The following is a 26,407-nucleotide window of genomic DNA, read 5'->3' on the forward strand; positions in this document are numbered from 1 at the left end:
TTCCGTCTATTTCGGGTTATCGGGGCGGAGGGCACGTGCCCTCCGCCGGGGTTCGCTGTGCGATCCTACTGTTCCCACTCGCCGACGAAGTCGGGACTGGCGTCCAGTTCTTTCTTGGTGATGATGAACGGCATGGGGCCGACCTCATCCATGTTGACGGATGCGGGCACGTCCTCGCCGTTGAGCTTCTTGACGACGATGTCGAGCGCCATCGAGCCCATGGTCTTCGGGAAATAGGCGAGCGTCGCGTCCCACCTGCCCTCGCGGATCGCGGTGATCGCGATGTTGGCGGCACCACCGCCGGACAGATAGAGGTCAGGCACCTTGTAGCCCGCCGCCTCCAGCGCGATCTCCGCACCAACGAGATGCTGGTCGGCATTGGAAAGTACGACGTGGACCTCCGGGTTCGACTGCAGGATGTCCGTCATCGCGGTCAGCGACACATCGGGACTGTAGCTGCCCTCGCCCGTTGCGACCACCTTGATGTTGTCATGCGCGTCGAGCACTTCGCGGAAGGCCTCGTAGCGCAGGTTGTCGAAGGGGAAAATCAGCTGGCCGATGATGATGACGACGTTGCAGGGATCACGATCCTTGCAATAGTCGACGACGGCCTGGGCCTGCGCTTTCGCGCCGTCGGCCGGGGGCGATGCCACCGTCGATGTCAGGCCATCGACCTGCGGATCGAGCGTTGTCAGGTCCGGCCCGATGGGGAACAGGGTCGAAACCACCGGCTTGCCGGCGGCGACGAGCTGCTCCACGGCGCCCGCGATACCGACCGTGTCATTGGCCATGACGACGAACCCGTCGAACTTGCCGCTGGCAAGCACGTCCTCGATCTGGCTGTACTGGTGCGAGGCGTTAAACTGGCCGTCATAGATCTCGGTTGTCACGTTGCCGAGCTGCTTGGCCTTTTCCTCGATGCCCTCATAGATCGCCTGGTTGAAGCCGTTCTGCGAAGACGCCGCGAAGAACGCGATGTTGAAGTCCTCGGCCTGGCCGGCGCCCGAATAAAGGCCCGCAGCCGCCAAGCCGGCGGCAAAAACCGTCATTTTGAATCTGCTGATCACTGCTTCCTCCCTTTGCCCGTCCAAATTCATTGGACAAGGAAGCATATTCATTATACAAACTTTATGCAAGATAATTATGCAAACATTATGCAAGACTTGGACCGCCGATCGGATTTCCACCCTTGCATCGGTTGCAACCCATGGCGTATTGCGCGGCCTTGCTTATGATGCGCAGTGCGAATCTTGTTGCCGGCACCCCCGGCACGGGGTTCCGAGGAGGAGGAAAATGGTCGCAATAGGTCTCATGAACCCATCGACGAAAAAGAAGAAACTCAAAACCGGCGAACGCAAGGACTTCCCCCCGATCAAGCTCGATCTTGCCACCGGGGACAAGCCGAAGCGCAAGCGCGGTTCGGCGCGGGTTTATGAGGAGCTGCGCGAGGACATCCTGTGGATCCGCATCGATCCCGGCTCGGTGCTCGACGAGGTCGCGCTGGCCGCGCGTTTCGACATGTCGCGCACGCCGATCCGCGAAGCGCTCGTCATGCTTGCCAGCGAAGACCTCGTCTCCTTCCTTCCAAACCGGACCAGCATCGTCGCTCCGCATATGCTCGACAATATGAGCGAATACCTGGACAGCCACTTGCTGCTGGCGCGCGCGGTGGCGCGACATGCGGCCATCCGCCGGACGGATGAGAACCTGGAGCGGATCAGGGCCGCGGCGCAGGCCTATGAAGAGGCCCTTCCGAGCAACGACGTCTACCAGATCTATGGCACTGACCTTGCCCTGCACCGCGAGATTTCCCAGGCCTGCCACAGCTATTTCACCCGCAAGTTCCACGATCTCAGCATCGATTGCGGCCGCCGCGCCTACGTCCTGCATTACTATCCCGCCTTCGGCAAAAAGGAGGCGGAGGTCAGCCTCGCCGAGCACGAGAAGCTGGTCACGGCCATCGAGGAACGGGACATGGAGGGTGCGGACGCGGCCATTGCGCAGCATGTTCGGACCGAACTCGAAGTGATCAAGAACTCGCTCGATCCCAAGGTGGGCTACGAGATGGACATCGGCGCACCGGCGAAGGGCGGAGGCAAGCGCCGATGACCGACCCGAACGTGTTGGCCGACCGCAGGGCGCGGCTGGCTGCCGCCCTGAGCGAAAATGACATCGATGCGGCGGCGCTGGTGCCCGGTCCGAGCTTTTATTATCTCACCGGCATCCACCTGCACCTCATGGAGCGGCCGACGGTGCTTTTCGTCGGTGCCGACGGACGCCTGCACGCGGTGATCCCGTCGCTCGAAGGGGCCCGCTGGCAGGCCGGAATGCCGAATGCGGACACGGAATACTGGCAGGACAGCGAGGGCCCCGATGCAGCGTTCTCCCGCATCGCGGCGCGCATGAATGCGCGGCGGCTGGGTGTCGAGGGCCAGCGAATGCGCGTCTTCGAGTGCGATCTTCTGCGCAGCCATTTCGGCGCTGACGCCGTGGGCGACGCGCAGGACACGATCGCCGGTATCCGCCTTTTGAAGGACGCCCGGGAGGTCGAATGCCAGAAACGGGCGATCGCCATCAGCGAAACGGCGCTGCGCACGACCATTGAGCAGGCGCGCGCCGGCATGAGCGAGCGGGAAATACAGCAGCGACTGCAGATCGCCATGCTGGAATCCGGCGCCGAGGGCTTCGCATTCGAGCCGATCGTGCTGACCGGCGCGATGTCGGCGGACCCGCATGGGGAGCCGAGCGGCGAACGGCGGCTGCGCGACGGCGATCCGCTGCTCATCGATTTCGGCGCGCTCTATGGCGGCTACAGCGCCGACCTGACGCGCACCTTCTTCTGCGGGCATGCAAGCGACGAACACCGGTCCATCTACGAGACCGTCAAAAAGGCCAATGCCGAAGGCCGTGCGCAAGCAAGGCCGGGCATCAGCGCCCACGACCTCGACATGGCGACGACCGGCGTGCTGCGCGCTTCGCCCCATGCGGAGCTCATCGTGCACAAGACCGGACACGGCCTCGGACTGGACGTGCACGAGGCACCGCAGATCATGGAGGGCAACGGCCAGGCGCTTCTGCCGGGCATGGTCTTTACCGTTGAACCGGGCCTCTACCGATCCGGCGATATCGGCGTACGCATCGAGGACGACGTTCTGGTTACAGAAGACGGCAGCGTCTCGCTCAGCAGCTTCGAACGTGAACTCACCATCATCGGCGGTTGAGCGATGGAGCGTCTTGAGTACCCAGCCGTTCTCGGCTTCGCAGCCGCGGGTGCGCATGATGCACTCTTTGCTCTGCTTGCCGAACGGCTTAAGGCCAGCGTCGGATTTGAACTCTTAACCGTGCTGGTCGCCGATCCATCGGAACGGCAGTTGAGACGGATCTTTTCAACGGACGAGACCGCCTACCCTTTGGGACTGGCCGACAAGGTCGAACCATCGGCCTGGTTCGAGCAGCTCTTTACCCGCAGGGAACCGATTGTCGCCAACAACCGACGGGAAATAGCCCTCTGGCTGCCCGACTATGACGGCTTCGAGGGCACCGACCTGGGTTCGCTGCTCAACTGTCCGATCGTCGCGGCCGACCGGACCATAGCCATCCTCAACCTGACCGATCGGCCCGGACAATACGGACCTGAAGCACCGGTGCGGGTCGCACCGGAAACCGCTTTATGCGCGATGGCTGTCTCGACCTACCTCTCCGGCAACGAAAATTCCCGCCAAGACTGAAGCACCCGAACTGCGTTATGGTTGGTCAGAGATTCTGCCGGCGACATCACGGAGGGGGATCGGCCTTGGCTGGAAACAACCGCAGGAACATAGCCGCCGGCAGCATCGGAACGGCTCTGGAAATGTACGATTTCGCCGTCTACGGTTTCCTCGCGCCGATCCTCGGCCCGCTGTTTTTTCCCTCCGACGATCACCTGGCATCGCTGCTTTCGGCCTTCGCCGTCTTTGCGGTCGGCTATCTCGCCCGCCCCCTCGGCGCCGCCCTCTTCGGCCATATCGGCGACCGTTACGGACGCAAAATCTCCATGGCGGCATCCATTTCCCTGATGGGGATCGCGACGCTGTGCCTTGCAGTGTTGCCGACCCACGCACAACTCGGAACAACAGCCGCCCTGTTGCTGGTCATCTGCCGCATCGCCCAGGGCCTCTCGCTTGGCGGTGAATATACCGGCTCCATGGTGTTTCTCGCCGAACACGCGCCGATTGCCCGGCGCGGCGCCATGACGGCAATCTCGCAGACAAGCAGCATTGCCGGTTTCCTCATCGGATCCGGCCTGTGCGCCTTCATCAGCTGGCAGCTCGGCGAAACCGAGATGGCCGCCTGGGGCTGGCGTATCCCGTTCATCTTCGGCGCCGTCATTGCCGTCGGCGGCCTGGTGATCCGCCGTTTTGTCTCCGAACCGCCGGGTGTCCTGCGGCAAGACCACCTGCCCGTTCTCGTGGTGTTTCGCGATCACTGGCGCATTCTGTTCCGGATGATCTGCATGCTGATGATGGGCGGCGTCGGCTTCTATCTGCTCTTCGTCTATGTCGCTGCCTATCTGCGGGAGTTCATGCACTTCACAACGGCGCGGGCGCTGGAGATCAACACGATCAGCCTGCTGGTCATTCTGCTGACGTCCATCCCGTTCGCGATGCTGTCCGACAGGGTCGGACGCAAGCCGGTGCTCTACGGCGTGGCGATCGCAACGCTGGTGCTCGGCTGGCCGCTCTGGCAATTGCTTCACCACCAGTCCTTTGCCGTCATCCTCAGCGGCCAGATCGGGCTTGCCCTGATCTCCGCCGCGACATTCGCGGTGATACCGGCGACGATCTCGGAAATGATGCCGGCGCATATTCGCTGCAGCGGCGCCTCGATCGGCTACAATATCAGTCTCGGCCTGTTCGGCGGCACCGCGCCTTTCGTCGCCACCTATCTGGTTGAACGGACCGGCGACGATTCCACCCCGGCCTATTACATGATGGCGCTGGCGGTGATCATGCTGTTGGCGCTGCGCGGCATGAGGGAGACCGCCGGCAAGCCGCTTGCCGTTGAGCCGATTGAGAACCGTGCCGACCCGCCCTAATGTTAAGACGGGGAGGATCTTCAACATGACGGCTTGTATCCTGGCAAATGCGCGGCTTTTCGACGGTGTGTCGGAGACGATAATGGAGCCCGCCGATGTTCTCGTCGCCGACGGTTACATCCGCGAGGTCGGCGTAGGGCTTGCCTTTCCGGATGCAGACCGCATCGATATCGGCCGGCGCTTTCTCATGCCCGGCCTCATCGACGCGCATTACCACGCCAACACGCCGAGCTATGATTTCTATGGTACCGACCGCATGCCGGCGGCATTGCTGGGCGCCCACGCGGCGCGGCTTTTGTCCGGCGCGCTCGATCGCGGCTATACGACTCTGCGCGACGCCGGCGGCGGCGATCTCGGCCTGAAACTTGCCATCGACGAGGGCCTCATCGACGGGCCGCGATTCTATTTTCCCGGACGGGCACTCACCCAGACCGGCGGTCATGGCGATATGCGCCGGCGCAACTATGTCGAGCCGTGCGGCTGTGCCTATTCGGGCATCGTCACACAAGCGGTTGACGGGCCCGACGAGGTGCGCAAGGCGGCGCGCGAGGAGTTCCGCAAGGGCGCGACGCACATCAAGATATTCGTTTCCGGCGGCGTGTCGACCGACCTCGCGCCGCTGGACATGCCGCATTTCTCCGATGCCGAAATCGCCGTCGCCGTCGAAGAAGCCGAGCGGCGTGGCAGCTATGTCATGGCCCATTGCCACACGGACGACGCGGCACGGCGCTGCCTGCGGCTCGGCGTGCGCACCATCGAGCACGGCAGCCTCATCGAGGCGGAGACCGCCGGCATGATCGCGGCAAGCGGCGCCTTCGTCGTGCCGACGCTCTCGGCCGGCGAACTGATCGCCGAAAACGCCGAAGCCCTCGGATTGCCGGCATCCGCCGCCGAGAAGGTCCGCGAGGTCAACCGGCGGTCGCTTGAAGCGGTGGCCAATTGCGCCGCAGCCGGGGTCAAGCTCGGCCTCGGCTGCGACCTGCACGGCCATGAATTCGTCAAGACGCAGGGGCGCGAACTGTTCCTGCGCGGCAAGGTCCAGCCGGCGATCGACGTCTTGCGGTCGGCAACCTCGGTCAATGCGGAGATCGTCCAGGCCGAGGGCCGGCTCGGCGTCGTCGCGCCGGACGCGTATGCCGACCTCATCGTCGTCGACGGCGATCCGCTCGCCGATCTTTCGATCTTCATCCATTCGAGCGAAACCGTGGCCCTTGTCATGAAGGGCGGGCGGATCGTGCGCTCGCGGCTCTGATCGAGGAAAATCGAAGGGGCGGCTAAAACCGGCCCTTCACACCGATCTGCCCGGAGAACTGGAACGAGCCGGAAGTCTCGACCAGACCCTCGGTGCCGGCGGTCAGAACCCATGCGCCGCCGGTGTCGTATTCGCCGGAAAGCCCGACAAATCCGCCCTGTTCATGCTCGCGGCGCTCAGCGGCATGCCAGGGACCGCCGGCAAGCCGCTTTCCATGGAGACCGTTGAGAACCCCGTGCCCGGACGCTAGGTTTACTGGCGACAACCACCGACGGGAGCGCAAGAGCAGATGCCACAGGCACAAACACCGGTGCCGGTCACCGGCCTGATGCCGCTCCTGCCGATCCTGTCGATCAATTTCGTCGGCACGCTGGGTTTCAGCATCGTCCTGCCCTTCCTCGTCTTCCTCGTCGCCGACTGGGGCGGCAATGCCATCATTTTCGGCGCCCTCGCCTCGACCTATTCAGCCTTTCAACTGATCGGCGCTCCGATCCTCGGCCGCTGGTCCGACCGGTTCGGCCGGCGCAAGGTGCTGCTCCTGAGCCAGCTCGGCACGCTGTTGTCGTGGATCATCTTCCTTGCCGCCTTCCTGCTGCCCGCGAATACGCTGCTATCGGTCGATTCGGCCCTGCTCGGCCAGTTCACGCTGACCCTGCCGCTGCTGGTCCTGTTCATCGCGCGCGCCGCCGACGGGCTGACCGGCGGCAACGTCTCCGTCGCCAACGCCTATCTCGCCGACATCACCGACGAAAGCCACCGGACGGAGAATTTCGGCCGCATGGCGGTTTCCACCAATGCCGGCTTCATCCTCGGTCCAGCGCTCGCCGGCATCCTGGGTGCGACCGTGTACGGTCCGGTTTTGCCGGTGATCGCGGCGCTGCTGATCTCGGCGCTTGCGGCGCTGATGATCCAGTTCGGCCTGCGCGAGAACCGGCCGCTCCCGCTCAACGCCAAGCCCGGCATAAAAAACGCCTGCAAGGTCTTCGGCCAGGAAACAAAGGAATGCTATCAGCTCAAGGGCTGCGACGAGACGTCGACGGCAAGCATCCTGAAACTGCCGCACATGCCGGCGCTGCTGGCGGTCAATTTCCTCGTCATGCTCGGCTTCAGCTTCTTCTACGTCGCCTTCCCCACCCACGCGGCCCTGGGCCTCGACTGGTCGGTGACCGATGCCGGCACGTTCTTCGCGGTTCTGAGCCTTTTATTGGTGGCGGTGCAGGGTCCGGTGCTGGCGCGGTTGTCGAAAACGGTGCCCGAGAAGGCGCTCGTGGTGGGCGGGAGCCTGATCCTCGCCGGCGGTTTCGCCCTTCTTTTGAGCGGCGCCGGGGTCGTCGTCTACACGGCCGGCGCGCTGATCGCCCTCGGCAACGGCTTGATGTGGCCGACCTTCATGGCCATGCTGTCGCGGCTTTCCGGCGAGCGGCTGCAGGGCGCCGTGCAGGGCCTGGCGAGCAGCATGGGCGCGGCAGCCAGCATCGCCGGACTGATCGCCGGCGGGCTGATCTACACATGGGTGGGTCCCTGGGTGTTCGTGCTTTCCGCCGTGACAATCGCCGCAACGGCAGCGCTCGCCTCGGCTCTTCCAGGGTCAGGAACCGCATCGTCGCTACATTAGCGACGCCTCCCCGGCGGTGCGTCGAAACTAAAGCGGGCCTGGCGATCGGAATTTTCGATCAGCATTGCGCGGCAAACAGCCTACAAAGACACAATTCAGTTCCTACATGATTTGTTGAAAGGACCTGGACCGTGACCACCGGTTCCTTTCGAATTCGCCGCCGTTTGACGGACCGCTAACCAGCGAAGGAAATCGCCATGGGACAAGCACTTCAAAATCTGTGGAGGCGCCTGAGCATTGTCGAAGCGCGGATTCAGCAGGAGAATGCCCGGTTGCAGGCCGACGACGTCCGGCTGTCACTGCTCAAGCAAATGAAAGCTGACCTGCGTACCCGTATCCGAGCGGCCGAAGTTGATGATCGTCAGCCCGCGCCGGACGCAGCTCAGGACACCAGATTGCCGGCCTGATCTGCTGATAAAGCCCGTAATTTTTAGCTTTTGGTCCGGCCGCGGCACACCAGTTGCCACGGTTGTTTTCAGGAGTCGTCGTCTTCCTGGCCGCCTTCCTTCGCCAGGTGCGGCGGCATACGCAAACCGTCGGCCTCGAGTTCCTCCGGGTCCCAATAGGCAATGTAGATTCCTTCGGGCTCCCTGGTATCGGTCATTTTTTCGACGATTTCCGGCGTGCGCGTTATGCGCGTGTGGTGCCGGCGGGCCCACTCAAAGTGCAGGGCCTCAAGACGCCGGAGCTGGTCCTCATGTTTCGGGCTGGCGCCAAGGTCGAACAGTTCCGCCGGATCGGACTCAAGATCAAAGAGCATCGGGCGCATCTTTTCGACATGGATGTACTTCCAGCGCCCGTCGAAAACCATGACGAGGCGCGCATCGCTTTGATCCACGTTGACCGCCCGCCGCGCGTCACGCGTCGCGTAGTCGTATTCCGAAATACAATGGTCGCGCCATTCGGTTTGCCGGTCATGCAGCAGCGGCTGCAGCGACCGGCCTTCCAGGATATGCGGCTTGGGGCCGCCGCCGAAGTACTCCAGAAATGTCGGCGCCAGATCGATGCCCTCAACAAGCGCGTCCGTTGAAGTACCCCGGGTCGCATCTGCCTGCGGGCGCGGGTCGTAGACAATCAACGGGATCCGCGCCGAGCAGTCGTAGAAGAGATCCTTTTCGCCGAGCCAGTGATCGCCCATGTTGTCGCCGTGATCGGAGCAGAAGACGATCATCGTGTCGTCCATGCGTCCGCTTTCTTCCAGATACTGGAACAGGCGGCCCATATTGTCGTCAAGTTCCTTGATGAGACCCATATAGACGGGCGCCACGATGTCACGCACATTGTTGCGCGAAAAGCTCTTGCATATCCTTGTGTTGGCCCATGCCTGCATGAGCGGGTGGTCGTGTTCGTTGTCGCGCCGGTTGACCGGCGGGACATCCACAGCCGCGTACATGTCATTGTAGGGCGCCGGCGCCAGATAAGGCCAGTGCGGCTTGATATAGCTGAGATGGCACAGCCACGGCTTGTCGCCCTGTGCCTCCATGAATTCAATGCCCCGGGTGGTCAGCCAGGCCGTTTCCGAGTGCTCCTTGGGCACCCGCGCGGGTAGAGGGGCGGTTTCGAGAAGCCATCCCGATTTCAGTTCTCCGTCCGGGCCGATCGCGGTGTTGGCCCATTCCTCCCACGGCGTGTCGCCGCCCATATTGTGGTCGCGCAGATACTGCTCATAATCTTCCGCATGGCGATTTATGTCGGTGGCGGCGTTGGTTCCGTCATCGCGGACGAACACCTCGAAACCGCATTCGCTGACAAGCGCCCCGATGGTGCTTTCGGGTTCGATCCCCAGTCTCTCCATACCCTCCAGATCGGCCCTCATATGGGTTTTGCCGACGAGGGTGCTTTGGATACCCAGTTCACGCAGATGGTCGCCAAGAGTCGGTTCGCCCACACGCAGGGGAAATCCGTTCCACGTTGCGCCATGGCTGCGCACATAACGGCCGGTATAGAAGCTCATCCGGCTCGGTCCGCATATCGGCGACTGGACATAGGCCCGATCAAACCGCACGCCCTTTTCGGCCAACCGGTCGAGGTTCGGCGTCTCGATATGGGTGACGCCGTAGCAGCTCAGATAATCCCAACGCAGCTGGTCTGCCATGATCCAAAGCACATTCATCGAAAAACCCAGCCACTTCCTGATTTGAGACTCAAAAACAATGTGTAGTGCCGCGGCGCCTTTTGCTAGCGCGGCGGTCGGAACAGCCCTTCCGATTTAAGGATCTCGACATTTTCGGCTTCACGTTTCATGGCCCTTTGCACGGCGGGGCGCTGGTTGCTGAGCTCGAAGTGGCGGCGCAGGTTCGGGAAATTCTCATCGGGAAAACCGACACTGGTGATGCGCCCCCAGACCCAGAACAGATAGGCGTCGACAACCGACCATTCGGCCCCGTACCACCAGGGGCCGTCTTCCAGTCTCTCTTCGATCATCTGCATGATCGGCATCATTGCTTCCATGCCATTGGGACGCACAAGTTCGAAGGACTTTTCAACGTCCGACATGAATTTCATGGGCATTGTGATGCGCGTCGCGGTGGGATGAACCGTTCCCGCAAAGAACGCCAGGTCGCCCGTATGATTGATGGATTCGAACGGATCCGATGTCTGCGGCAAAAGTGCCGCATCCGGGAACAGTCTGTGCAGCCAGCTCAAAATAGCGACATTTTCTGTCAGCGGCACGCCGTCGATAAGAAGAGTCGGGACTTTTCCCTTCGGATTCAGTTGCAGAAATTCCGGCGATTTCTGCTGATTGGCGGCAATGCGCACGAGCTCCGTTTCAAAAGGGACACCGGTTTCTTCCAGAGCAATTGTCGCAGCCCTGGCGCAGGTTCCGGGGGCAACAAAGAGCTTCAGTTGCGGCATATGTGCGGCCTCCATCGTAGCAGTCCGACCCGTTGTCTATTCGACACGCGGTGACAGTTGCATCAAAGTGCTTGCTATTGAAACCAGATTGCGCAAAATTGTCAAAAAAAATCGATAAAACCGATAAATACGTGTTAAGATCGATAAAGGAGGAGCAAACATGAAAAGACAATTCTTCGTGGCGGTTGCCGCTTCCCTGTGGCTGGCGGCAGGCGCCAACGCACAGAGCATTCTCACTGCCGAGACGGCGGCGCCGAACACCACTCCGGGCATTTCCATCATATCGCTGTCGGAAGCATCCGCAAAGGCGGGCGTTGCCGATATCCAGGTTTCGGCCGGCCAGACCCTGACCAACTCGGTTCAAAACGTCGCCGAAGGCAAAACGGATATCGCAGCGGCACCGTTCATCCTTCCCTTCATGCTGTCGCGGGGCGTCGGGCCCTATGCCGGACTTGGAGCTGAGGAAGGCGCGAAGCTCGCCGCAAATCTCGCCGTTCTTTATACCTACCGGATCTCCGTTCAGGGGCTCTTTGCCTATGACAGCGCCAATATAAGCGGTTGGGACGGGCTTGAGGGCAAGACCATCTACAACGGCCCGCCGCGCGGCGCGGCGCTGACCAATGCCCGGCTGCTGATCAAGGTGAACACCGGCATGGAGGAAGGCAGCGGTTACGACGGCATCCAGGTCAATTGGGGCCAGGCGGTCAAGACCATCCAGGACGGTTCGGCGGACGCCATGGTGCTACCGATGTCGTTCCCGGATCCCCGCGTGACGGCAGCCCTTGCCTCGGGCAACATGACGATTTTCTCGGTATCGAAGGATGTCTATGAAAGCGAAGCGTTCCAGAATGTCGGGAACCTGCCCGGCACCGTGATGTTCGAAATGGCGGTCGCCGATATGGGCTATGGGGACGGCGTCACCATTGCCTCGGAAGACGATATGTTCCGCGGACCCGCCACGGTGGGCGCAGACATCGTCAATGTCGATTTGGACTTCGACCTGGCGAAGGCGCTGACCGCCGCGTTCATCGAAAACATCGAGTCCATCTACCATGCCAAGGCGCCTTTCATGGCGAGCACCTGGCACGGTGAAACGGATATCGCCATTACCGACATGTGCGGCAACAATCCGTTGAAATACCATCCCGGCGCTGTGGCGGCCTGGGAGGAAGCGGGATACTCTATTCCTGACTGCGCCAAGTAGCCTTGGCACGGTCCGGCCGGGCAGGCACCCTGCCCGGCTGATGGGGTGTCTCGGGGACGCAAATGAGCGGTGAGTCGGACAAGAGCGCGGAACGGCCAAGCTTTTCCTTAAAATTTCTCTACTGGCTTTCAGTGGCGATGGTTCTTGTCGGGCTCGCCAATTCCACCCCGGGAATACCGGGCTACGATGCCCTTGCCGTATCCCTGCTCGGCAGTGACGACGCGACGCTGCGCAAGTTTTCCTTCGAGTGGTTTTATCCGGTCTTCTTCGCCCTGATGATGCTGATCGTGGCGCTCAAGCACTCGATGTGGCGCGACTGGCAAGACAGAACGCCCATCCGCCGGAAACTCGGCCTGTTCCTCGACATCGCGCTGGTGATCACGGCCTTCACGATCGCGCTGACCTATCTTGTCGAGATCGAAGCGATTTGCCTGATCGACCAGGTCACCGGCGATCGCGCCCGGCTTATCGAGGAAAGCCTTGCCGCCGCCGCCGCCTTCAACGAAAGCCTCGGCCTGCCGGCGCCGACAACCGTCGAAGACCCGCAATGCGTCAATACGACGGGCGGCTGGCTGGTGCTGATCGTCGGCCTGGCGATCGTGGTTTTTCTGTCCTACAACATCAAGGTCTGGGGTCTGCCGCTGGTCTTCGTGGCGATCGTCGTTTCGCTCTACACCATCGGAACCGTCCTGGTCTGGTACTTCTACGGCGTCGAGGACATCAACAAGTACTTTGTCACCAAGCTTGCCGGCGAGCCGCGTTTTCTGGCCGACGGGCGCCCGCGGGTGCACGATGTCCTCGTCAACAACTCGTCCGGACTGCTCGGGCGTTTCATGGACATCGTCCTGAACACGATCTTTCCCTATCTGGTGCTCGGATCGCTGTTCGGCAGTTCGGCCGGCGGCAAATCGCTGATCAAGCTGGCGTTCCGCTGGACGCGGCATGTCCGCGGCGGGCCGGCGCACGCGGCGGTCGTCTCCTCGGCCCTGTTCGGAACGATATCGGGCGGTCCGATTGTCAACGTACTCTCGACCGGCGTGCTGACGATCCCGATGATGCTCAAACGCGGTTTTTCGAAAGTCTTTGCCGGCGGCGTCGAGGCCGCCGCGTCGTCGGGCGGATCCATCATGCCGCCGGTCATGGGGGTCGCCGCGTTCATTCTCGCGTCGCTGACGGCCGTGCCCTATTCGAGCGTGATTATCGCCGCCCTTATTCCGGCGATCGCCTATTTCTTCTGCCTGTTCCTGTCGGTCGCCTTCCAGTCGCGAAAACAGAACATCACGGCGATCGGCGAGATCACGGAGGACATGATTCTGGAGCGTCAGGATTTTCTCAACCTGGTGATGATTTTCGGCCCGATCCTGTTGATCCTGGTCCTGCTCCTGACGCCCAAGGACGCTGTCGGATGCGGATTGCTGGGCGGCTTGCTGGGGGCAGAACGCCAGTTCACCGATGCCGGCTGCCAGGTTGAAAGTCTCAGCTGGTTCCTGCGCGCCGTGCAAAACTCTGCCGGATCCGCCGGTGCGGCCGGATGGTGGGCGGTGATGCTGCTCCTGGTGCTGCTCTTCGTCGACCCGGAAGTGCGCGCCCGCCCCCGCAAGATCATCGATGCGATGTCCCAGGCCGGCATCCTGATCTCGACGCTGTACCTGATGTTCCTGGCGGTCTCGATCATCGATTTCTGCCTGCAGTTCACGGGCCTGCCGGTGTTTCTGGCACTCGACGTGCTGGCCTGGCTCAACAGCCTGGATCTTGGCGGCGGCGGATCTGCATTTTTCCAGTTCGTGGCCCTTTTGATGACAATGCTGCTCGCCGTGCTCCTCGGAATGGGTATGCCGGCGGTGCCGGCCTACATCAACGCGGCGCTGCTCATGGGGCCGGTGCTGGCTGGCCTGGGCCTGTCCCTTTTCACGGCGCATATGTTCATATTCTACTTCGCCGTCGCCAGCGCCATCACACCGCCCGTGGCGCTCGCTGCCTTCGCCGCAGCGACGATCACCAAAGCGGAACCCATGGCAACGGGCTTTTCGTCGGTCAAATCCGGGATTGTGATATTCATCGTGCCTTTTATCTTTGCGTTCTACCCGGAATTGCTGCTGATTGATGAGGCGATCCTCGACCCGCAGGCGTCCGGTGGAAGTGGGTATCTTCCCGGCTACGACGGTGGTGTAACGGTCGGCGCGCTTGCGCTTCTGCTCGGGCGCCTGGCGCTTGCGCTTTACTTGATATCGTCGGCTCTTTCGGGCTTTGACCGCCATCCGCTGGCACCCTGGGAAATAGCCATCAGACTGCTGCTGGCCGTTCTGGTGATGATGTCGGTCGAGTATGCCTGGATCGGCGCAGTCGCTGTGGTTGTGATCCTTTTTGTCATCCACAACAGGTCGCGCAATCAGGTCAAAGCATCCTGATCAGGATGCTATGGCGCTTTCCTGGCGATTCATTCGAGGCGCGTCCGACTCGCCACTCCAGAGCGGCCGGACCGATTTTTGCCGCAAGGCCGCGTCAGTGTGTTTAAAAAATTCCAGCAATTTCCAAGGAAATGCCGCCGGCACGCGTCTAAAGAACCGACATGTATATGGAAACCGGCGACCAGGACCTCGCGAAATCTGCCGCTGAAGGGGATTCAGCCTCATTCCAGGCGTTGTTGGAGCGCCATTACGATTCCATCTACACGATCGCGTACCGCTATTGCGGAGCGCGTGAGGATGCCGAGGACATCGCCCAGGAGGTGTGTGTCGCGCTGGTGCGGAAACTGCCGACCTACCGGGCGCAGTCGAAATTCAGGACCTGGCTCTACCGGATCACCGTCAACGCGGCGCGGGATCATCACCGCAAAAAAGTCTCCGCCGGCAAGCTGAACCGGGCCTATGCGGAGCTGTCGGACCTTGCCCGCGGGGACGCGGAGCAGGCGGCAGGCGAGCAGGCCTGGCTCTATCAGTGCCTCGACCGGATCGGCGAGCCGCTCAGGGAAACGGCCATACTCGTGCTTGCCGAGGGCATGAGCCACAGGGAGGCGGCCGACATCCTCGACGTAAAGGAATCGACGGTGTCCTGGCGCATGCACGAGATGAAAAAGCAACTGAAAGCCCTTGCAACCGAAGAGGCGCAGGCATGAACAAGGAACTGGAAAGGGCAAGGCGCGCCTTCAGGGCGCAGGAGCCGATCCAGCCGCCGGACGCGGTGCGCCGCAATGCCATCGCCGAGGCCATGGCTCGGTTTGAAGAGGAAAATGCGGACGCGGCCCAAGGAAGTGAGGATCGCGAACGTCTCATGAAGGACGGTGGCGCGTGGACCACCGGCTTCAGATGGAGACGCATCATGAATATCGCATTTCCTGCCCGCATGGGCCTGCTGGCAGGCGGCGTGAGCCTTGCCGCCCTTTCCGTATTCGCCTTCAATTCCGGGCTGCTCAATGACATCCTGCGCTCCTCCGGCGGTCCGCAGCTCAAGGTGGACTCGCGCGCGGATCAGGCAGCGAACGCACCGGTGTCGCTCGACGCCGCCGGCGAACGCGTGACGGAATCACGGAGGGAAATCGCGGATATCTCCCTTTCGGAGGCCGTTCCCGCCGAACACGAAATTCAGTCCGCTGCTCCGCCGCAATCCATGGCCGCAAAGCCGAAAAGCACCGTCACCAGGGCGCTGCTGCAGAGCGGGGCCGCGCAGCGCGGCCGCGAGGCGGACGCCGTGGCCTCGGCCTCTCCGGGTGACTACAGGACGCAGCACGGCTACCAGGACCAGGGCCGGGACAGGTTTGCCGATATAACGCCGAATCAGCAGAAACTGGTCAGCGAAGCGCCCGTTTCCACCTTCTCGATCGATGTCGACACGGCATCCTACGCCTTCGTTCGGGCGGCCCTGAACCGGGGCGTCCTGCCGCAGAAGGACGCGGTGCGGGTCGAGGAGATGATCAACTACTTCGACTACGGCTATCCGGTTCCGGATGACCGCAGCGTGCCGTTCAACGCCGACATTTCGGTCATGCCGACCCCGTGGAACGCCGAGACCAAGCTGCTGCGGATCGGCATCAAAGGCTACGATCTTCAAAAGGCCGAGGCGCCGCGGGCCAATCTGGTGTTCCTGGTCGATACGTCCGGATCGATGAACGCGCCGGACAAGCTGCCGCTGCTCAGGAACGCGCTGAAGCTGCTCGTCTCGTCGCTGAAACCGGACGACACGGTGGCGATCGTCGCCTATGCGGGCAGCGCCGGAACGGTCCTGGAGCCGACCGCGGCATCGGACAAGGCGAAGATCCTGTCGGCGCTCGACGGCCTCGGTTCCGGCGGATCGACCGCCGGTGCCGAGGGCATCCGGCAGGCCTACCAGCTTGCCGAAAGCGGCTTTGACGGGGACGGCGTCAACCGGGTGATCCTGGCGACCGACGGCGATTTCAATGTCGGCATTACCGATACCGAAGAGCTCAAGAGCTTTATCGAGCGCAAGCGCGAGACAGGGATCGGCCTTTCGGTTCTCGGCTTCGGTCACGGCAACTACAATGACGAGCTGATGCAGGCGCTGGCGCAAAACGGCAACGGCAACGCCGCCTATATCGACACGCTGAACGAGGCCCGCAAGACCCTGGTCGCGGAAGCCGGATCGACGCTCTTCACCATTGCCAGGGACGTCAAGATCCAGGTCGAGTTCAACCCGGCGGCCATCCGCGAATACCGGCTGATCGGCTACGAGACCCGGCAATTGCGGCGCGAGGATTTCAACAACGACCGGGTCGATGCGGGCGATATCGGCGCGGGTCACTCGGTGACGGCCCTTTACGAGCTGACGCCCGCCGGATCGGCCGGCGGCCTGATCGACGATCTGCGCTACCGGCAAACCGAAACGCCAGCCGCTGCAGAATTGTCCGACGAATACGGCTACCTGAAGATCCGCTACAAACAGCCGGACAGCGACACCAGCGAACTGATCGGGGTGCCGATAACCGCAGACAGTGAAGTCGCTACGGTCGAAGCGGCATCAAACGACACACGCTTCGCCGCCGCCGTTGCCGCATTCGGCCAGGTGCTGCGCGGCGGCCGGCACACGGGATCGTTCGACTATGACGACATCATCGCGCTGGCGCGTTCGGGCAAGGGCGACGATCCCTACGGCTACCGCGGCGAATTCATCACCCTGGTGGAACTCGCCAAATCAGGCCAGGCCCTGCAGCCGCTGAAGGAATAGACGCGGTCGGCGGTGCGGTCTCGCAGGTGCCGACCGGCAAGACCTCGCCGATCCGATGACCCCCGGCGTGGCAGGACGTCGGATTTCGCTTTGCCTGACAAACTAGTCGCCCAAAGGCTGGGAACCCGTGCGCCCGTGGTAGGCGGTAAGCGAAGCGCGAATCCTGCGCAGGTTTTCCCGGGTTGTGTCCGCGTTCGCCTGTGCCACGCTCATTGCCAGCGTGTCCAACAACACGAGAAAGGCATAGCGGGAGGCTGTCGGCTTGAATATGTCCGGGTCCTCCGGCAGGTCGAAATTGATCGAAATGTCCGTGGTGTCTGCCAGGCTGGTTCCGGTCTTCGTCAGGCAGATGGTCGTCGCCCCGTAACCCGATGCTATTCGCGCCGCCGCAACGATCGCATCCGCCTCTCCGCTGGCGGAGATCGCCAGCAGGACGTCCTCGCGCCCAAGCGTGGCAGACCGCATCTGCATCAGGTAACTGTCGCTTAGCGCGATGGCCGAAAGCCCAAGGCGAAAAAACCGGTTCGCGGCCTCTTCCGCAAGCATTGACGAGCCACCACCTATGCCCACGACCACCAGGTTTCTGCACCGGGCAATTGCGCTTTGAGCGCGGTCCAGCGCTTCGCGATCAAGTTGCGCGCGCATATAGTTCGATGCTGCCGACAATGCCGAGAGCACCTGATCCATGGCGTCGTCGCCGTGTCGGTCGTCGCGGGAGGTGCCGGCCTCCAGGTACTGGAGACTGACTGCCAGATTCTGTGCAAGCCGCAACTTGAATTCACGATATCCCTCGCAACCGAGCGTGCGACAGAACCGAACAACGGTCGGCTTGCTGACACCCGATGCAGTCGCCAGTTCCGCAATGGTCATGGTCGAGATGTTTTCCATCTGGCTCATCACGAAATCTGCCACCTTCTGCTCCTGAGTGGCAAAGCTGCCATCCATGCGCTGGAGCGCGGAGATCACGTCGGAGACCCGGATCTTCCCCCTCGTTTCAATGCTGGCTTCGGCTTTTTCAAACGACATTGGCTGTCCCGATTCTGTAACTCGGTTTCATATTGAGCAAAAATTTGGCTGAGATTCCAGAGATTTCGTTCAAACTTCCACGCTTTTTGAAACTAAATAACATTTTTCTCTTGATTTTTCTCATATTTCTTCGGTATTTTGTAACCGAGTTACATATTGCGTGGCAGGGAGGTCAAATGCGCAAGTGGGCTGCAATGGCGAGCGATCGCATCAACAAGGTTGTTGAGGCCATTGTTGCGCTCCTGATGCTGCTCCTTGTTCTGGACGTCTGGCTGGGCGTTGTAGACCGCTACTATTTTCACTGGCAATTGCCGTGGCCCGAAGTCATCGCACGCTATCTGATGATCTGGGCAGCCATGCTGGCGGTGTCTTCCGGGATATCGAGACGCGAGCACATCGGATTGACGGCGGCGATCCACGCCATTCCGCTCGGCATGCGGCGCGTACTGCTGGTTCTGGTGGACGTATTGTCGTTGGCCCTGTTCCTATACGTTCTGTTCTACGGCATTCCGTTTGCCCAAAGCGGTGCATCCAGGCAGGCCATGATATTCGGAATGAGCCTTGCACCGTTCTATGCCGCCATTCCTGCCGCTGCAGCAGTCGCATCCGTGCAACTCGTACTGGTGCTGATCCGCGACCTCGGAACCCATCTCGAAAACGCACCGGATGAGGAACTGGCTTGATGTGGGCGGGTCTGGCATTCGTATTGTTGATCCTGTGCGGCATGCCCATCGGATTTGCGATCGGGCTTGCAGGCGTCGTCGGGCTCATCGACATGGGCGGCACCCAGTTCCTGGCCATAGGGCCCTCGAAGATCTTCAACGGATTGAACATCTTTCCGTTCCTCGCCATGCCGTTCTTCATTCTGGCGGGCGAGATCATGAACGACATCGGCATCACCCAACGGCTCGTGAAGCTCGCGCAGGTGCTTGTCGGACGGTTTCGAGGCGGGTTGGCCCATACGAATATGCTCGCGTCGGTGTTCTTCGCAGGGCTGACCGGATCCGCCACGGCCGACGCCGCTGCGTTTGGGCGCACATTGGTCCCGGCGATGGTTGAGGAAGGTTACAAGCGTGACTATGCATGCGCGGTCACCGCGGCGGGGTCGATCATCGGGCCGACCATTCCGCCGTCAGGACTGATGGTTGTCTACGGTTCCCTCATGGGCGTGTCGATCGCCGGGCTGTTTGCCGCCGGAATGCTGCCGGGACTTGCGATATGTCTTGTTTGCATGGCCGTTATCGCGATCGGCGGCAATCGGGAAAACCTGCCCAAGGCGGTCCGCGGCGCAACGCTGGGCGAGGTATGGCGGACCTTTGTCAGCTCGCTGACGGCGCTCGCGATGCCGGTGATAATCCTGGGAGGCATACTCGGCGGCATCGTAACGCCAACCGAGGCGGCCTCCATTGCCGTTGCCTATGCTGTATTCATCGGCGTGTTCGTCTATCGAACCCTCACAATTAGAGGTTTCTACAGCATGCTGGTCCGCACCGCGCGGATAACCGGTGTGATTTTCGTCATCATCGCCTTCGCCGGCATACTCGGTTGGTGGATGAGTTTCGAGCGCATTCCCCAGGCGATCGCCGAAACCGTGCTCGGGCTATCCGACAACCGCTTTGCCGTCATAGCGATCATCATCGGCCTGCTGCTTGTCGTCGGCATGGTGATGGACATCACCGCGATCCTCATCATTCTTGCACCGGTATTGGTTCCATTGACCGAACAGGTCGGATTGGAGCCGATTCACGCCGGGATCATCTTTGTTCTGGCACTGAACATCTCGCTGATGACCCCGCCTGTCGGCGCGTGTCTGTTTGTGCTGAGTTCCGTCACCGGTGAAAAGCTCGAGCGTATCTCGATCAAGCTCTTTCCGTTCTTGATCGCCGAGATCGCCATCCTCTTCATCTTCGCTTTCTGGGAAGACGCCGCACTGCTGCTGCCGCGTTACCTGGGCTTTGCCGATTGATCCGAAACTGAACCAAAGGGAGACTGAAATGAAACGGACACTAGCAATTGTTGCCCTGGCAATGACAATAACCGCGGGCGCGGCGTACGCTGAGGGCGGCGTCATCAAGTTCGGACACGACAACAAGACCGATCCATTTGAAAACCCGGCACACGCCTGCACGGCCGTGTTCTCGAACCTTGTGACATCAGGGACCAATGGAAGTGTTACCGTTGAGGTATTCGGCTCAAACCAGCTTGGTTCGGCTGCCGAGCATGTCCAGCAGATGCGCGACGGGATCATTCAGGCAACGTTGACGTCAACCGGGGCCCTGGCCAGCTACTATCCGCGAATCGACGTCCTGAACCTGCCGTTTGCGTTCTCGGGCAACGCCTCGACCTACGAGGTCTTCGACGGTGAATTCGGGACAGAACTTGCAGCGGACATCGAGGCCACCCTCGGAGACGTTGTCGTCCTGGGGTTCCCCGACACCGGCGGTTTCTTTGCCGTCACCAACTCACAGCGCCCGATCGCGGATCTTGCTGATTTCGATGGCATCCGCATCCGGACCATGACCCTGCCCTCGCACCAGAAAATCGTGCAATCGCTCGGCGCGGAAGCTTATCCGCTGGCGTGGGGCGAGGTCTATTCCGGTCTTCAGACCGGAGTGATCGACGGTCAAATGAACCCGGTACCGATCATTTCGTTCGCGAACTTCTCGGAAGTGCAGAAATACATGACGCTGACGAACCACCTGTTTTCACCCTACACGTTCATGATGAACAAGGCTTTCTACGATGGGCTTTCGGATGATGAGCGTGCGACGATCCACACCGCAGCCGAGAACTGTGTTGCGGCAAGCCGTGGACTGAGCCGGATTATCGAAGCCTCCGATCGTGGCCTGGCCGGGTTGATGGACAAGATGGAAGTCACGGCGCTTTCCGACGATCAGCGCAAGGCCATGGCCAGTGCTGCTCAGCCGGCATTCGAGGCACACGTTCGCGAAAACCTGGACGAAAAAGCGGTTTCGTTGCTGGCCACTTTCAAGTCTGCGGTCGCAGCCGCCAACGCCGCGACCTATCTCGACTAATCCTCCCGGCGGGCCGACAGGCTCGTCGAGTAAATGCTGGCGGGCCATGGACCGGCCTGCCAGCATTCAAACCGAGCTGGACCCGACATAATGCGTGTTTTCTGTGCTTCCATCGCGACGGAAACCAACACATTTTCGCCTCTGCGTACGGATTTCACCGATTTCCTGCAGAGTTTTTACGCGCCTCCCGGTGAGCACCCGAAGACCCCGACCTTGTGCAGCGCGGTCTTTCCGGTTTTGCGCGCCCGTGCCACGCAGGGTGAGATTGAACTGATCGAGGGCACAGCCACCTGGGCCGAACCCGGCGGTCTCATAAATGCCCGCACGTGGGACCGACTGAAGGCCGAAGTACTGGATCAACTCGAGGCCGCCATGCCGGTTGATGCCGTCATTCTGGGCCTCCACGGTGCGATGATCGCCAATGGCTGCAACGACTGCGAAGGCGCATTGATCGAGGCCGCACGAAAAATCGTCGGACCCCGTGCCAAGATAGGCGTCACTTTCGATCCACACAGCCATCTGAGCGACAAGCGGGTCAGGAATGCGGATATCATCACGGTATTCAAGGAGTTCCCGCACACGGACTTCGTCGAAACGGCTGAAAATTGCATCGACCTGACACTGCGGGCTGCAAGGGGGGAAATTGCACCCGCCATGGAGGTTTTCGACGTCCGCATGATCGACATGCTGCCGACCAGCCGCGAACCGATGCGCAGCTTTGTCGATCGTATGCTTGCTTACGAAGCTGATGGCCGTGCACTGTCGTTGTCCGTCATCCATGGCTTCATTGCAGGCGACTCACCCGATCTGGGCACAAAGATGATTGCGATCACGAACGGCAATTCTGATACAGCGCGGCGCCTGGCCCGCGATTTGGGAATGGAGCTGTTTTCCTTTCGCGGCCGCGCGGCGCCCGATTTCCTGCCGGCGCGGACGGCACTGGAACGGGCCGCACAAGCACCATGCAAGCCGGTCGTTGTCGCCGACGTCTGGGACAATCCCGGCGGCGGTGTGGCGGGCGACAGTACAATCATGTTGCGAGAGGCCATCCGGATCGGACTGACCGATGCAGCGTTCGGCACGATTTGGGACCCGATGGCCGTCCGGCTTTGTCATGCCGCCGGTGAAGGCGCGTCTATTCCGTTGCGTTTCGGCGGCAAGACATCCGCTGATGCCGGTGATCCGATCGACGCGGAAGTCGAGGTGCTGAAGCTTAAACGAAACGCGGCGCAAAGTTTTGGCGAGTCGGTTGTTCCATTGGGCGACTGTGCGGTCATTCGGGTGGCGGGAATCGAAATCGTCCTGAACTCCAATCGCGCACAGGTGTTCTCACCCGACCTGTTCTCCAACCTCGGGATCGATCCCTCCTCGCGGCAGGTGTTGGTGGTGAAGTCCACCAACCATTTCCACGGTGCGTTCGCATCCATCGCGTCGGAAATCCTGTATGCTGCGGTGGATGGCCCCTACCCCAACGATCCCCGCCACAACGCCTACACAAATCTGACCAGAGAAATATGGCCCATCGTCAAAAACCCGCATGGGACGAAAGCAGCGTAATGTTCGAAGAAATTGACACTCCAGCGGTCTTGGTCGACCTCGATATCGCGGAAGCAAACATCAGCCGGTTCCAGGCACATTGCGATGCACACGGGCTGGCCGTGCGCCCTCACATAAAGACGCACAAACTGCCTTATCTGGCTGCCCGGCAGATCGCAGCCGGAGCCACTGGCATCACCTGCCAGAAAATCAGTGAGGCCGAGGCGATGATCGCCGGGGGCGGTATCGACGATGTGCTTCTGACCTACAATGTGATCGGGAAATCCAAGCTCGCACGGCTTCGTGGACTGGCAGATCGTGTCAGGCTTACCGTGGTAGCGGATAATCCCGTCATCGTTGCGGGTCTTTCCGAGGCATTCACCGAAAGTGCAGACCCTTTGCGGGTGCTTGTCGAATGCGATACGGGCGCCGCGCGATGCGGCGTGCCGACACCCGAAGCGGCCGCGGAACTGGCAGACTGCATCTCCACCGCTCCGGGCCTGCATTTCGCCGGGCTGATGACATATCCTCCGGTGGGACGCGAGGAGGCAGTTCAGGACTGGCTGGCCCGCGCGAAGGCGCTGATCGAGGCGCAGGGGCAAAATGTCGAGGTGGTTTCGAACGGCGGATCACCCGGAATGTGGAAAGCCGAAGCCGTATCAATCGCAACCGAGTATCGGATCGGCACATACGTATACATGGACCGGTCGCTCGTCGAGCAGGGCGTGTGCCAGTGGGGCGATTGCGCACTGACGGTGCTGGCAACGGTGGTTTCTGTGCCGGCGACGGACCGCGCGGTCATCGATGCAGGTTCGAAAGTCCTGACCTCCGACCTACTGGGGCTTGAAGGCCATGGCCATGTCGTCGAACGGCCAGACATCCTGGTCGCGAACTTGTCGGAAGAGCACGGTGTGCTGACCGCACCGGAGATTGGATTGAAAGTCGGCGACCGCATCAGGATTGTCCCCAACCATGCCTGCGTCGTGTCCAATATGCTCGATTGTGTCGAATTGATCCGCGGAACCAGACATCAGGAACGAATGCCGGTGCAAGCGCGCGGGCAGGTCTGGTGAGCGTGTCGCTTGCCTTGAGGAAAGGGATACCAGGATGACCATTGAACGCATTGGCAACGATCGCACTGGCGCCGGAGGCCAACCGCTGCCGTTTTCCCCGGCCGTCCGGGCGGGCGACTTTGTCTATGTCTCGGGACAGATTGCCATGAATGAACGCGGTGAAGTCGAACCCGGCGGAATTGAGGCGCAAACACGTCGCACGTTGGAAAATGTGCGAAATGTCCTGAAGACAGCAGGCTGCACCCTTGATGAAGTGGTAAAAGCCAATTGCTGGCTGGACGATCCTCGCGACTTTTGGACCTTCAACAAAGTCTACGCCGAGTTTTTTCCCAACGGCGGTCCGGCGCGATCCACCGTGCGTTCACAGTTGATGGTGGACGCCAAGGTCGAGATCGACGTGATCGCATACAAACCTACAGGCTAAGTCGGCGGCACCAACCACCTGCCTCACCGGTCTGCGCCCTTCTCGCCCGAGAGCTGTGAGGAATAGTAGTAGACAATTGCCTGCGCCCGGTTTTTGACGGACAGCTTTTCGTAGATGTTCGAAAGGTGGAACTTCACCGTGTTGGTCGAGATCTGCAGCGATTTCGACAGTTCGCGGTTGGACAGGCCGTTGGACAAGGCCTCCAATATGGCGCGTTCCTTGCGCGACAGGCTGTAAATCGGGTCCTGCTGCATCTGGCGAACGTCGACAAACGGAAACACCATCTTTCCGGCAGCCACGTCGGCGCAGGTTTCCAGCAATCCCTCGACCTCGCCGGACCGTGGGGCGAAACCAGCCGCTCCGGCCTGCATCGCGAGTCTCGGAAAGTCTCCCGTGGCTTCGCCATAGACCACAAAACGAGGCGCGTTTTCGTGTTCGCGCAGCACCTCGATCAGCTTTGCCGCGCCCAGGACCGGCAGGTTCCAGTCAATCACACCAACCTGTACAGGCACCCGCATCACGATGCCGAGAAAGCCCTCGGCGGTTGCGGACGTGGCCACCAGAGAGAAGCGCGGATCCCGCTCGAATATCTCGGACATGGCCGAAAGGACCAGCGGATTGCTGTCTGCGAGCATGATGTTGATCGGTGTCCCGGGATTCTCAACCATTTGTTTTCACGCCAGTATTTTCCAAAAACCTACCCATATGTGCGGGTCTTTAAAAGCTATAATGTGAATATACTACCTAAATTGGTAGGTAATTCACTCCCCAATTAGATACCCAAAGGCAGTAGTAACTTACGTTGTGTCACCGGGCAAGCCTGGGTTTTTCTGGATGTCACGATGACAAACGGGGCCGAACGGTCCCTAAGTGGAGGACATCGACTGATGACAATTCAGATCTTTCCCCGGCTCGAGATCCCTGAGACGCTTGCTGCGGGCCCCGGCCCCGGCAACACCGATGCGCGCGTCCTTCAAGCCTTCGCCGGTGCAGGCGTGGCCGATCACATGCAGGCTGACGTCCTGAGGGGGATGATCGAATGCAAGCACATGCTGCGCGACATCTGGGGCACCCAGAACACCTACACCTTTGCCGTCGCAGGCACCGGCTGGAGCGGTCTGGACGCAATGTTCTCCGCGGTTATGCCGGGTGACAAGGTTGTCGCCTTCTCGAACGGCACCTTCTCCGGCATCGATTCACTCACGCTCAGGATCAAGGCCGCGACCCAGGCCGAACTGGCTGCCGATTCCCTGAACCCGCAGGCAGCGAGCGTTACCGTGATCGAGGTGCCGCACGGCCAGTCGGTGTCCGCCGAAACGGTCGACGCCGCATTGGCCGAGCACAAGCCGAAATGGGCCTTCATGGCACACTGGGAGACAGGGTCGGGCCGTGTCAACGATATCCGCGGCTTCTCGGATGCCTGCGAACGCCACGGCGTCATGGGGCTGGTCGATGCCGTCTCGTCCCTCGGCGTCGCGGATTTCTCGATCGACGATTATCCGGGCATCGCCGGATGGGCGTCCTGCCCGCAAAAGGGACTGTGCTGCCTTCCCCTGACCTACGCCCCCGTCAGCTTTCGCGAGGAGTACGTCCACTCCCTCAAGGCGACCGGGGCCTACACCTACGTGCACAATCCGATTTTCGAGGCGCGCCACTGGGGCATCGTCGACGGGGCCGACGTCGAAAAGGGCTCCTATCACCGAACCCATTCCGGCTATGCGGTTGCCGCGTTCCATGAATCGCTGCGCCTGACCCTTCAGGAAGGGCGTGCCAACCGCGCCGAATCCTACCGGATGCACGAAGCTGCCTTGCGTGACGCGGTCACGGCGATGGGCTGCAAGGTGACGTCGAACATGACCAGCCTCGTCGTTCTGAACCTGCCGGACGACCTGGCCGGTCGCGAGATGGAACTGGTGCAGAACTGCCGCGCCGAAGGCTTCGGCATCTGGCCCACCCTGTCGGCACCCGTACAGATCCGCATCGGCATACTGAACCAGCTGCGCCCCTCGGCCATCTGGGAAATCGTCGGGCGCTTCGCCGATGCGATGCGGGCACTGGGTGCGGATGTGGACCAGGCCGCGGTCGACGCGATCCTCGACCAGCACTATGCGCCGGCTGTCGCGGCGCAATAGGA

At 61.2% G+C, this 26,407-nt stretch carries 24 protein-coding genes; 18 read left to right on the top strand and 6 right to left on the bottom strand.

The window, feature by feature from the left end:
- Positions 1 to 65 precede the first annotated feature (65 nt).
- On the bottom strand, positions 66 to 1,067 hold the full coding sequence (locus E4M07_RS16555) for a sugar ABC transporter substrate-binding protein (protein WP_169054255.1): 1,002 nt from the start codon (positions 1,065 to 1,067) through the stop codon (positions 66 to 68).
- 226 nt (positions 1,068 to 1,293) lie between these two features.
- Here E4M07_RS16555 and E4M07_RS16560 point away from each other — a divergent pair, with 226 nt between their 5' ends.
- The 5 genes from E4M07_RS16560 (at position 1,294) to E4M07_RS16580 (ending at position 6,326) form a co-directional block, all read left to right on the top strand.
- On the top strand, positions 1,294 to 2,109 hold the full coding sequence (locus E4M07_RS16560; RefSeq protein WP_169054256.1) for a GntR family transcriptional regulator: 816 nt from the start codon (positions 1,294 to 1,296) through the stop codon (positions 2,107 to 2,109).
- Complete coding sequence (locus E4M07_RS16565) at positions 2,106 to 3,221, top strand: Xaa-Pro peptidase family protein (RefSeq protein ID WP_136659485.1); 1,116 nt, start codon at positions 2,106 to 2,108, stop codon at positions 3,219 to 3,221. Before E4M07_RS16560 ends, E4M07_RS16565 begins: the two co-directional genes overlap by 4 nt.
- A 3-nt stretch (positions 3,222 to 3,224) precedes the next feature.
- Entirely contained in the window at positions 3,225 to 3,728 is a 504-nt protein-coding gene (locus E4M07_RS16570) for a GAF domain-containing protein (RefSeq protein ID WP_136659486.1), read from the top strand.
- A gap of 65 nt (positions 3,729 to 3,793) precedes the next feature.
- Positions 3,794 to 5,074, top strand: a complete 1,281-nt coding sequence (locus tag E4M07_RS16575; protein ID WP_169054257.1) for an MFS transporter — start codon at positions 3,794 to 3,796, stop codon at positions 5,072 to 5,074.
- Positions 5,075 to 5,099: 25 nt separating this feature from the next.
- Entirely contained in the window at positions 5,100 to 6,326 is a 1,227-nt protein-coding gene (locus tag E4M07_RS16580) for an amidohydrolase family protein (RefSeq protein ID WP_136659488.1), read from the top strand.
- A 22-nt stretch (positions 6,327 to 6,348) separates the two neighbouring features.
- Here the strand turns inward: E4M07_RS16580 and E4M07_RS16585 are convergent, their stop codons facing one another.
- Complete coding sequence (locus E4M07_RS16585; RefSeq protein WP_136659489.1) at positions 6,349 to 6,591, bottom strand: hypothetical protein; 243 nt, start codon at positions 6,589 to 6,591, stop codon at positions 6,349 to 6,351.
- A 24-nt stretch (positions 6,592 to 6,615) separates the two neighbouring features.
- Here E4M07_RS16585 and E4M07_RS16590 point away from each other — a divergent pair, with 24 nt between their 5' ends.
- Together E4M07_RS16590 and E4M07_RS16595 are read left to right on the top strand one after the other, a co-directional pair.
- Positions 6,616 to 7,941 carry an MFS transporter gene (locus E4M07_RS16590; protein WP_206057295.1) on the top strand — a complete coding sequence of 442 codons (1,326 nt, stop codon included), beginning with the start codon at positions 6,616 to 6,618 and terminating at the stop codon, positions 7,939 to 7,941.
- 197 nt (positions 7,942 to 8,138) lie between these two features.
- Positions 8,139 to 8,348, top strand: coding sequence for a hypothetical protein (locus tag E4M07_RS16595; protein ID WP_136659490.1), 210 nt, complete (start codon positions 8,139 to 8,141; stop codon positions 8,346 to 8,348).
- A gap of 68 nt (positions 8,349 to 8,416) precedes the next feature.
- Here E4M07_RS16595 and E4M07_RS16600 read toward each other — a convergent pair whose 3' ends face one another.
- Both E4M07_RS16600 and E4M07_RS16605 read right to left on the bottom strand, forming a co-directional pair.
- Positions 8,417 to 10,054, bottom strand: a complete 1,638-nt coding sequence (locus tag E4M07_RS16600; RefSeq protein ID WP_136659491.1) for an alkaline phosphatase family protein — start codon at positions 10,052 to 10,054, stop codon at positions 8,417 to 8,419.
- 65 nt (positions 10,055 to 10,119) lie between these two features.
- Positions 10,120 to 10,797, bottom strand: a complete 678-nt coding sequence (locus E4M07_RS16605; protein WP_136659492.1) for a glutathione S-transferase family protein — start codon at positions 10,795 to 10,797, stop codon at positions 10,120 to 10,122.
- Positions 10,798 to 10,957: 160 nt separating this feature from the next.
- Here E4M07_RS16605 and E4M07_RS16610 point away from each other — a divergent pair, with 160 nt between their 5' ends.
- The 4 genes from E4M07_RS16610 (at position 10,958) to E4M07_RS16625 (ending at position 17,179) form a co-directional block, all read left to right on the top strand.
- Positions 10,958 to 12,001: a TAXI family TRAP transporter solute-binding subunit gene (locus E4M07_RS16610; RefSeq protein WP_136659493.1), complete on the top strand. Its 1,044-nt coding sequence runs from the start codon at positions 10,958 to 10,960 to the stop codon at positions 11,999 to 12,001.
- 62 nt (positions 12,002 to 12,063) lie between these two features.
- Positions 12,064 to 14,409, top strand: a complete 2,346-nt coding sequence (locus E4M07_RS16615) for a TRAP transporter fused permease subunit (RefSeq protein WP_136659494.1) — start codon at positions 12,064 to 12,066, stop codon at positions 14,407 to 14,409.
- Positions 14,410 to 14,570: 161 nt separating this feature from the next.
- The gene (locus tag E4M07_RS16620) at positions 14,571 to 15,116 is read left to right on the top strand and encodes an RNA polymerase sigma factor (RefSeq protein WP_136659495.1); all 546 of its coding nucleotides are present in this window, start codon (positions 14,571 to 14,573) and stop codon (positions 15,114 to 15,116) included.
- Positions 15,113 to 17,179, top strand: a complete 2,067-nt coding sequence (locus tag E4M07_RS16625; protein WP_136659496.1) for a VWA domain-containing protein — start codon at positions 15,113 to 15,115, stop codon at positions 17,177 to 17,179. Before E4M07_RS16620 ends, E4M07_RS16625 begins: the two co-directional genes overlap by 4 nt.
- A gap of 102 nt (positions 17,180 to 17,281) precedes the next feature.
- Here E4M07_RS16625 and E4M07_RS16630 read toward each other — a convergent pair whose 3' ends face one another.
- Positions 17,282 to 18,205 (bottom strand): MurR/RpiR family transcriptional regulator, encoded by a 924-nt coding sequence (locus tag E4M07_RS16630; RefSeq protein ID WP_136659497.1) that lies wholly within the window; start codon positions 18,203 to 18,205, stop codon positions 17,282 to 17,284.
- A gap of 176 nt (positions 18,206 to 18,381) precedes the next feature.
- On the opposite strand from E4M07_RS16630, the gene E4M07_RS16635 reads away from it, so the two are divergent.
- The 6 genes from E4M07_RS16635 to E4M07_RS16660 all read left to right on the top strand — a co-directional run bounded on the left by E4M07_RS16635 (position 18,382) and on the right by E4M07_RS16660 (position 24,273).
- Entirely contained in the window at positions 18,382 to 18,888 is a 507-nt protein-coding gene (locus E4M07_RS16635) for a TRAP transporter small permease subunit (protein WP_136659498.1), read from the top strand.
- Complete coding sequence (locus E4M07_RS16640) at positions 18,888 to 20,171, top strand: TRAP transporter large permease (RefSeq protein WP_136659499.1); 1,284 nt, start codon at positions 18,888 to 18,890, stop codon at positions 20,169 to 20,171. Before E4M07_RS16635 ends, E4M07_RS16640 begins: the two co-directional genes overlap by 1 nt.
- Positions 20,161 to 21,240 (top strand): DctP family TRAP transporter solute-binding subunit, encoded by a 1,080-nt coding sequence (locus E4M07_RS16645; RefSeq protein WP_246660479.1) that lies wholly within the window; start codon positions 20,161 to 20,163, stop codon positions 21,238 to 21,240. Before E4M07_RS16640 ends, E4M07_RS16645 begins: the two co-directional genes overlap by 11 nt.
- 90 nt (positions 21,241 to 21,330) lie before the next feature.
- Positions 21,331 to 22,797: a M81 family metallopeptidase gene (locus E4M07_RS16650; protein WP_136659500.1), complete on the top strand. Its 1,467-nt coding sequence runs from the start codon at positions 21,331 to 21,333 to the stop codon at positions 22,795 to 22,797.
- Positions 22,797 to 23,849, top strand: a complete 1,053-nt coding sequence (locus tag E4M07_RS16655) for a D-TA family PLP-dependent enzyme (RefSeq protein WP_136659501.1) — start codon at positions 22,797 to 22,799, stop codon at positions 23,847 to 23,849. The genes E4M07_RS16650 and E4M07_RS16655 overlap by 1 nt, the downstream gene beginning before the upstream one ends.
- 34 nt (positions 23,850 to 23,883) lie before the next feature.
- Positions 23,884 to 24,273 (top strand): RidA family protein, encoded by a 390-nt coding sequence (locus E4M07_RS16660; protein ID WP_136659502.1) that lies wholly within the window; start codon positions 23,884 to 23,886, stop codon positions 24,271 to 24,273.
- 23 nt (positions 24,274 to 24,296) lie between these two features.
- Here E4M07_RS16660 and E4M07_RS16665 read toward each other — a convergent pair whose 3' ends face one another.
- Positions 24,297 to 24,941, bottom strand: coding sequence for a response regulator transcription factor (locus tag E4M07_RS16665; RefSeq protein WP_206057296.1), 645 nt, complete (start codon positions 24,939 to 24,941; stop codon positions 24,297 to 24,299).
- A gap of 219 nt (positions 24,942 to 25,160) precedes the next feature.
- Here E4M07_RS16665 and E4M07_RS16670 point away from each other — a divergent pair, with 219 nt between their 5' ends.
- Positions 25,161 to 26,405, top strand: a complete 1,245-nt coding sequence (locus tag E4M07_RS16670) for an aminotransferase class V-fold PLP-dependent enzyme (protein ID WP_136659503.1) — start codon at positions 25,161 to 25,163, stop codon at positions 26,403 to 26,405.
- The last annotated feature ends 2 nt before the right edge of the window (positions 26,406 to 26,407 follow it).

Source organism: Nitratireductor sp. XY-223, assembly GCF_004959855.1.
Classification (GTDB): Bacteria; Pseudomonadota; Alphaproteobacteria; order Rhizobiales; family Rhizobiaceae; genus Hoeflea_A.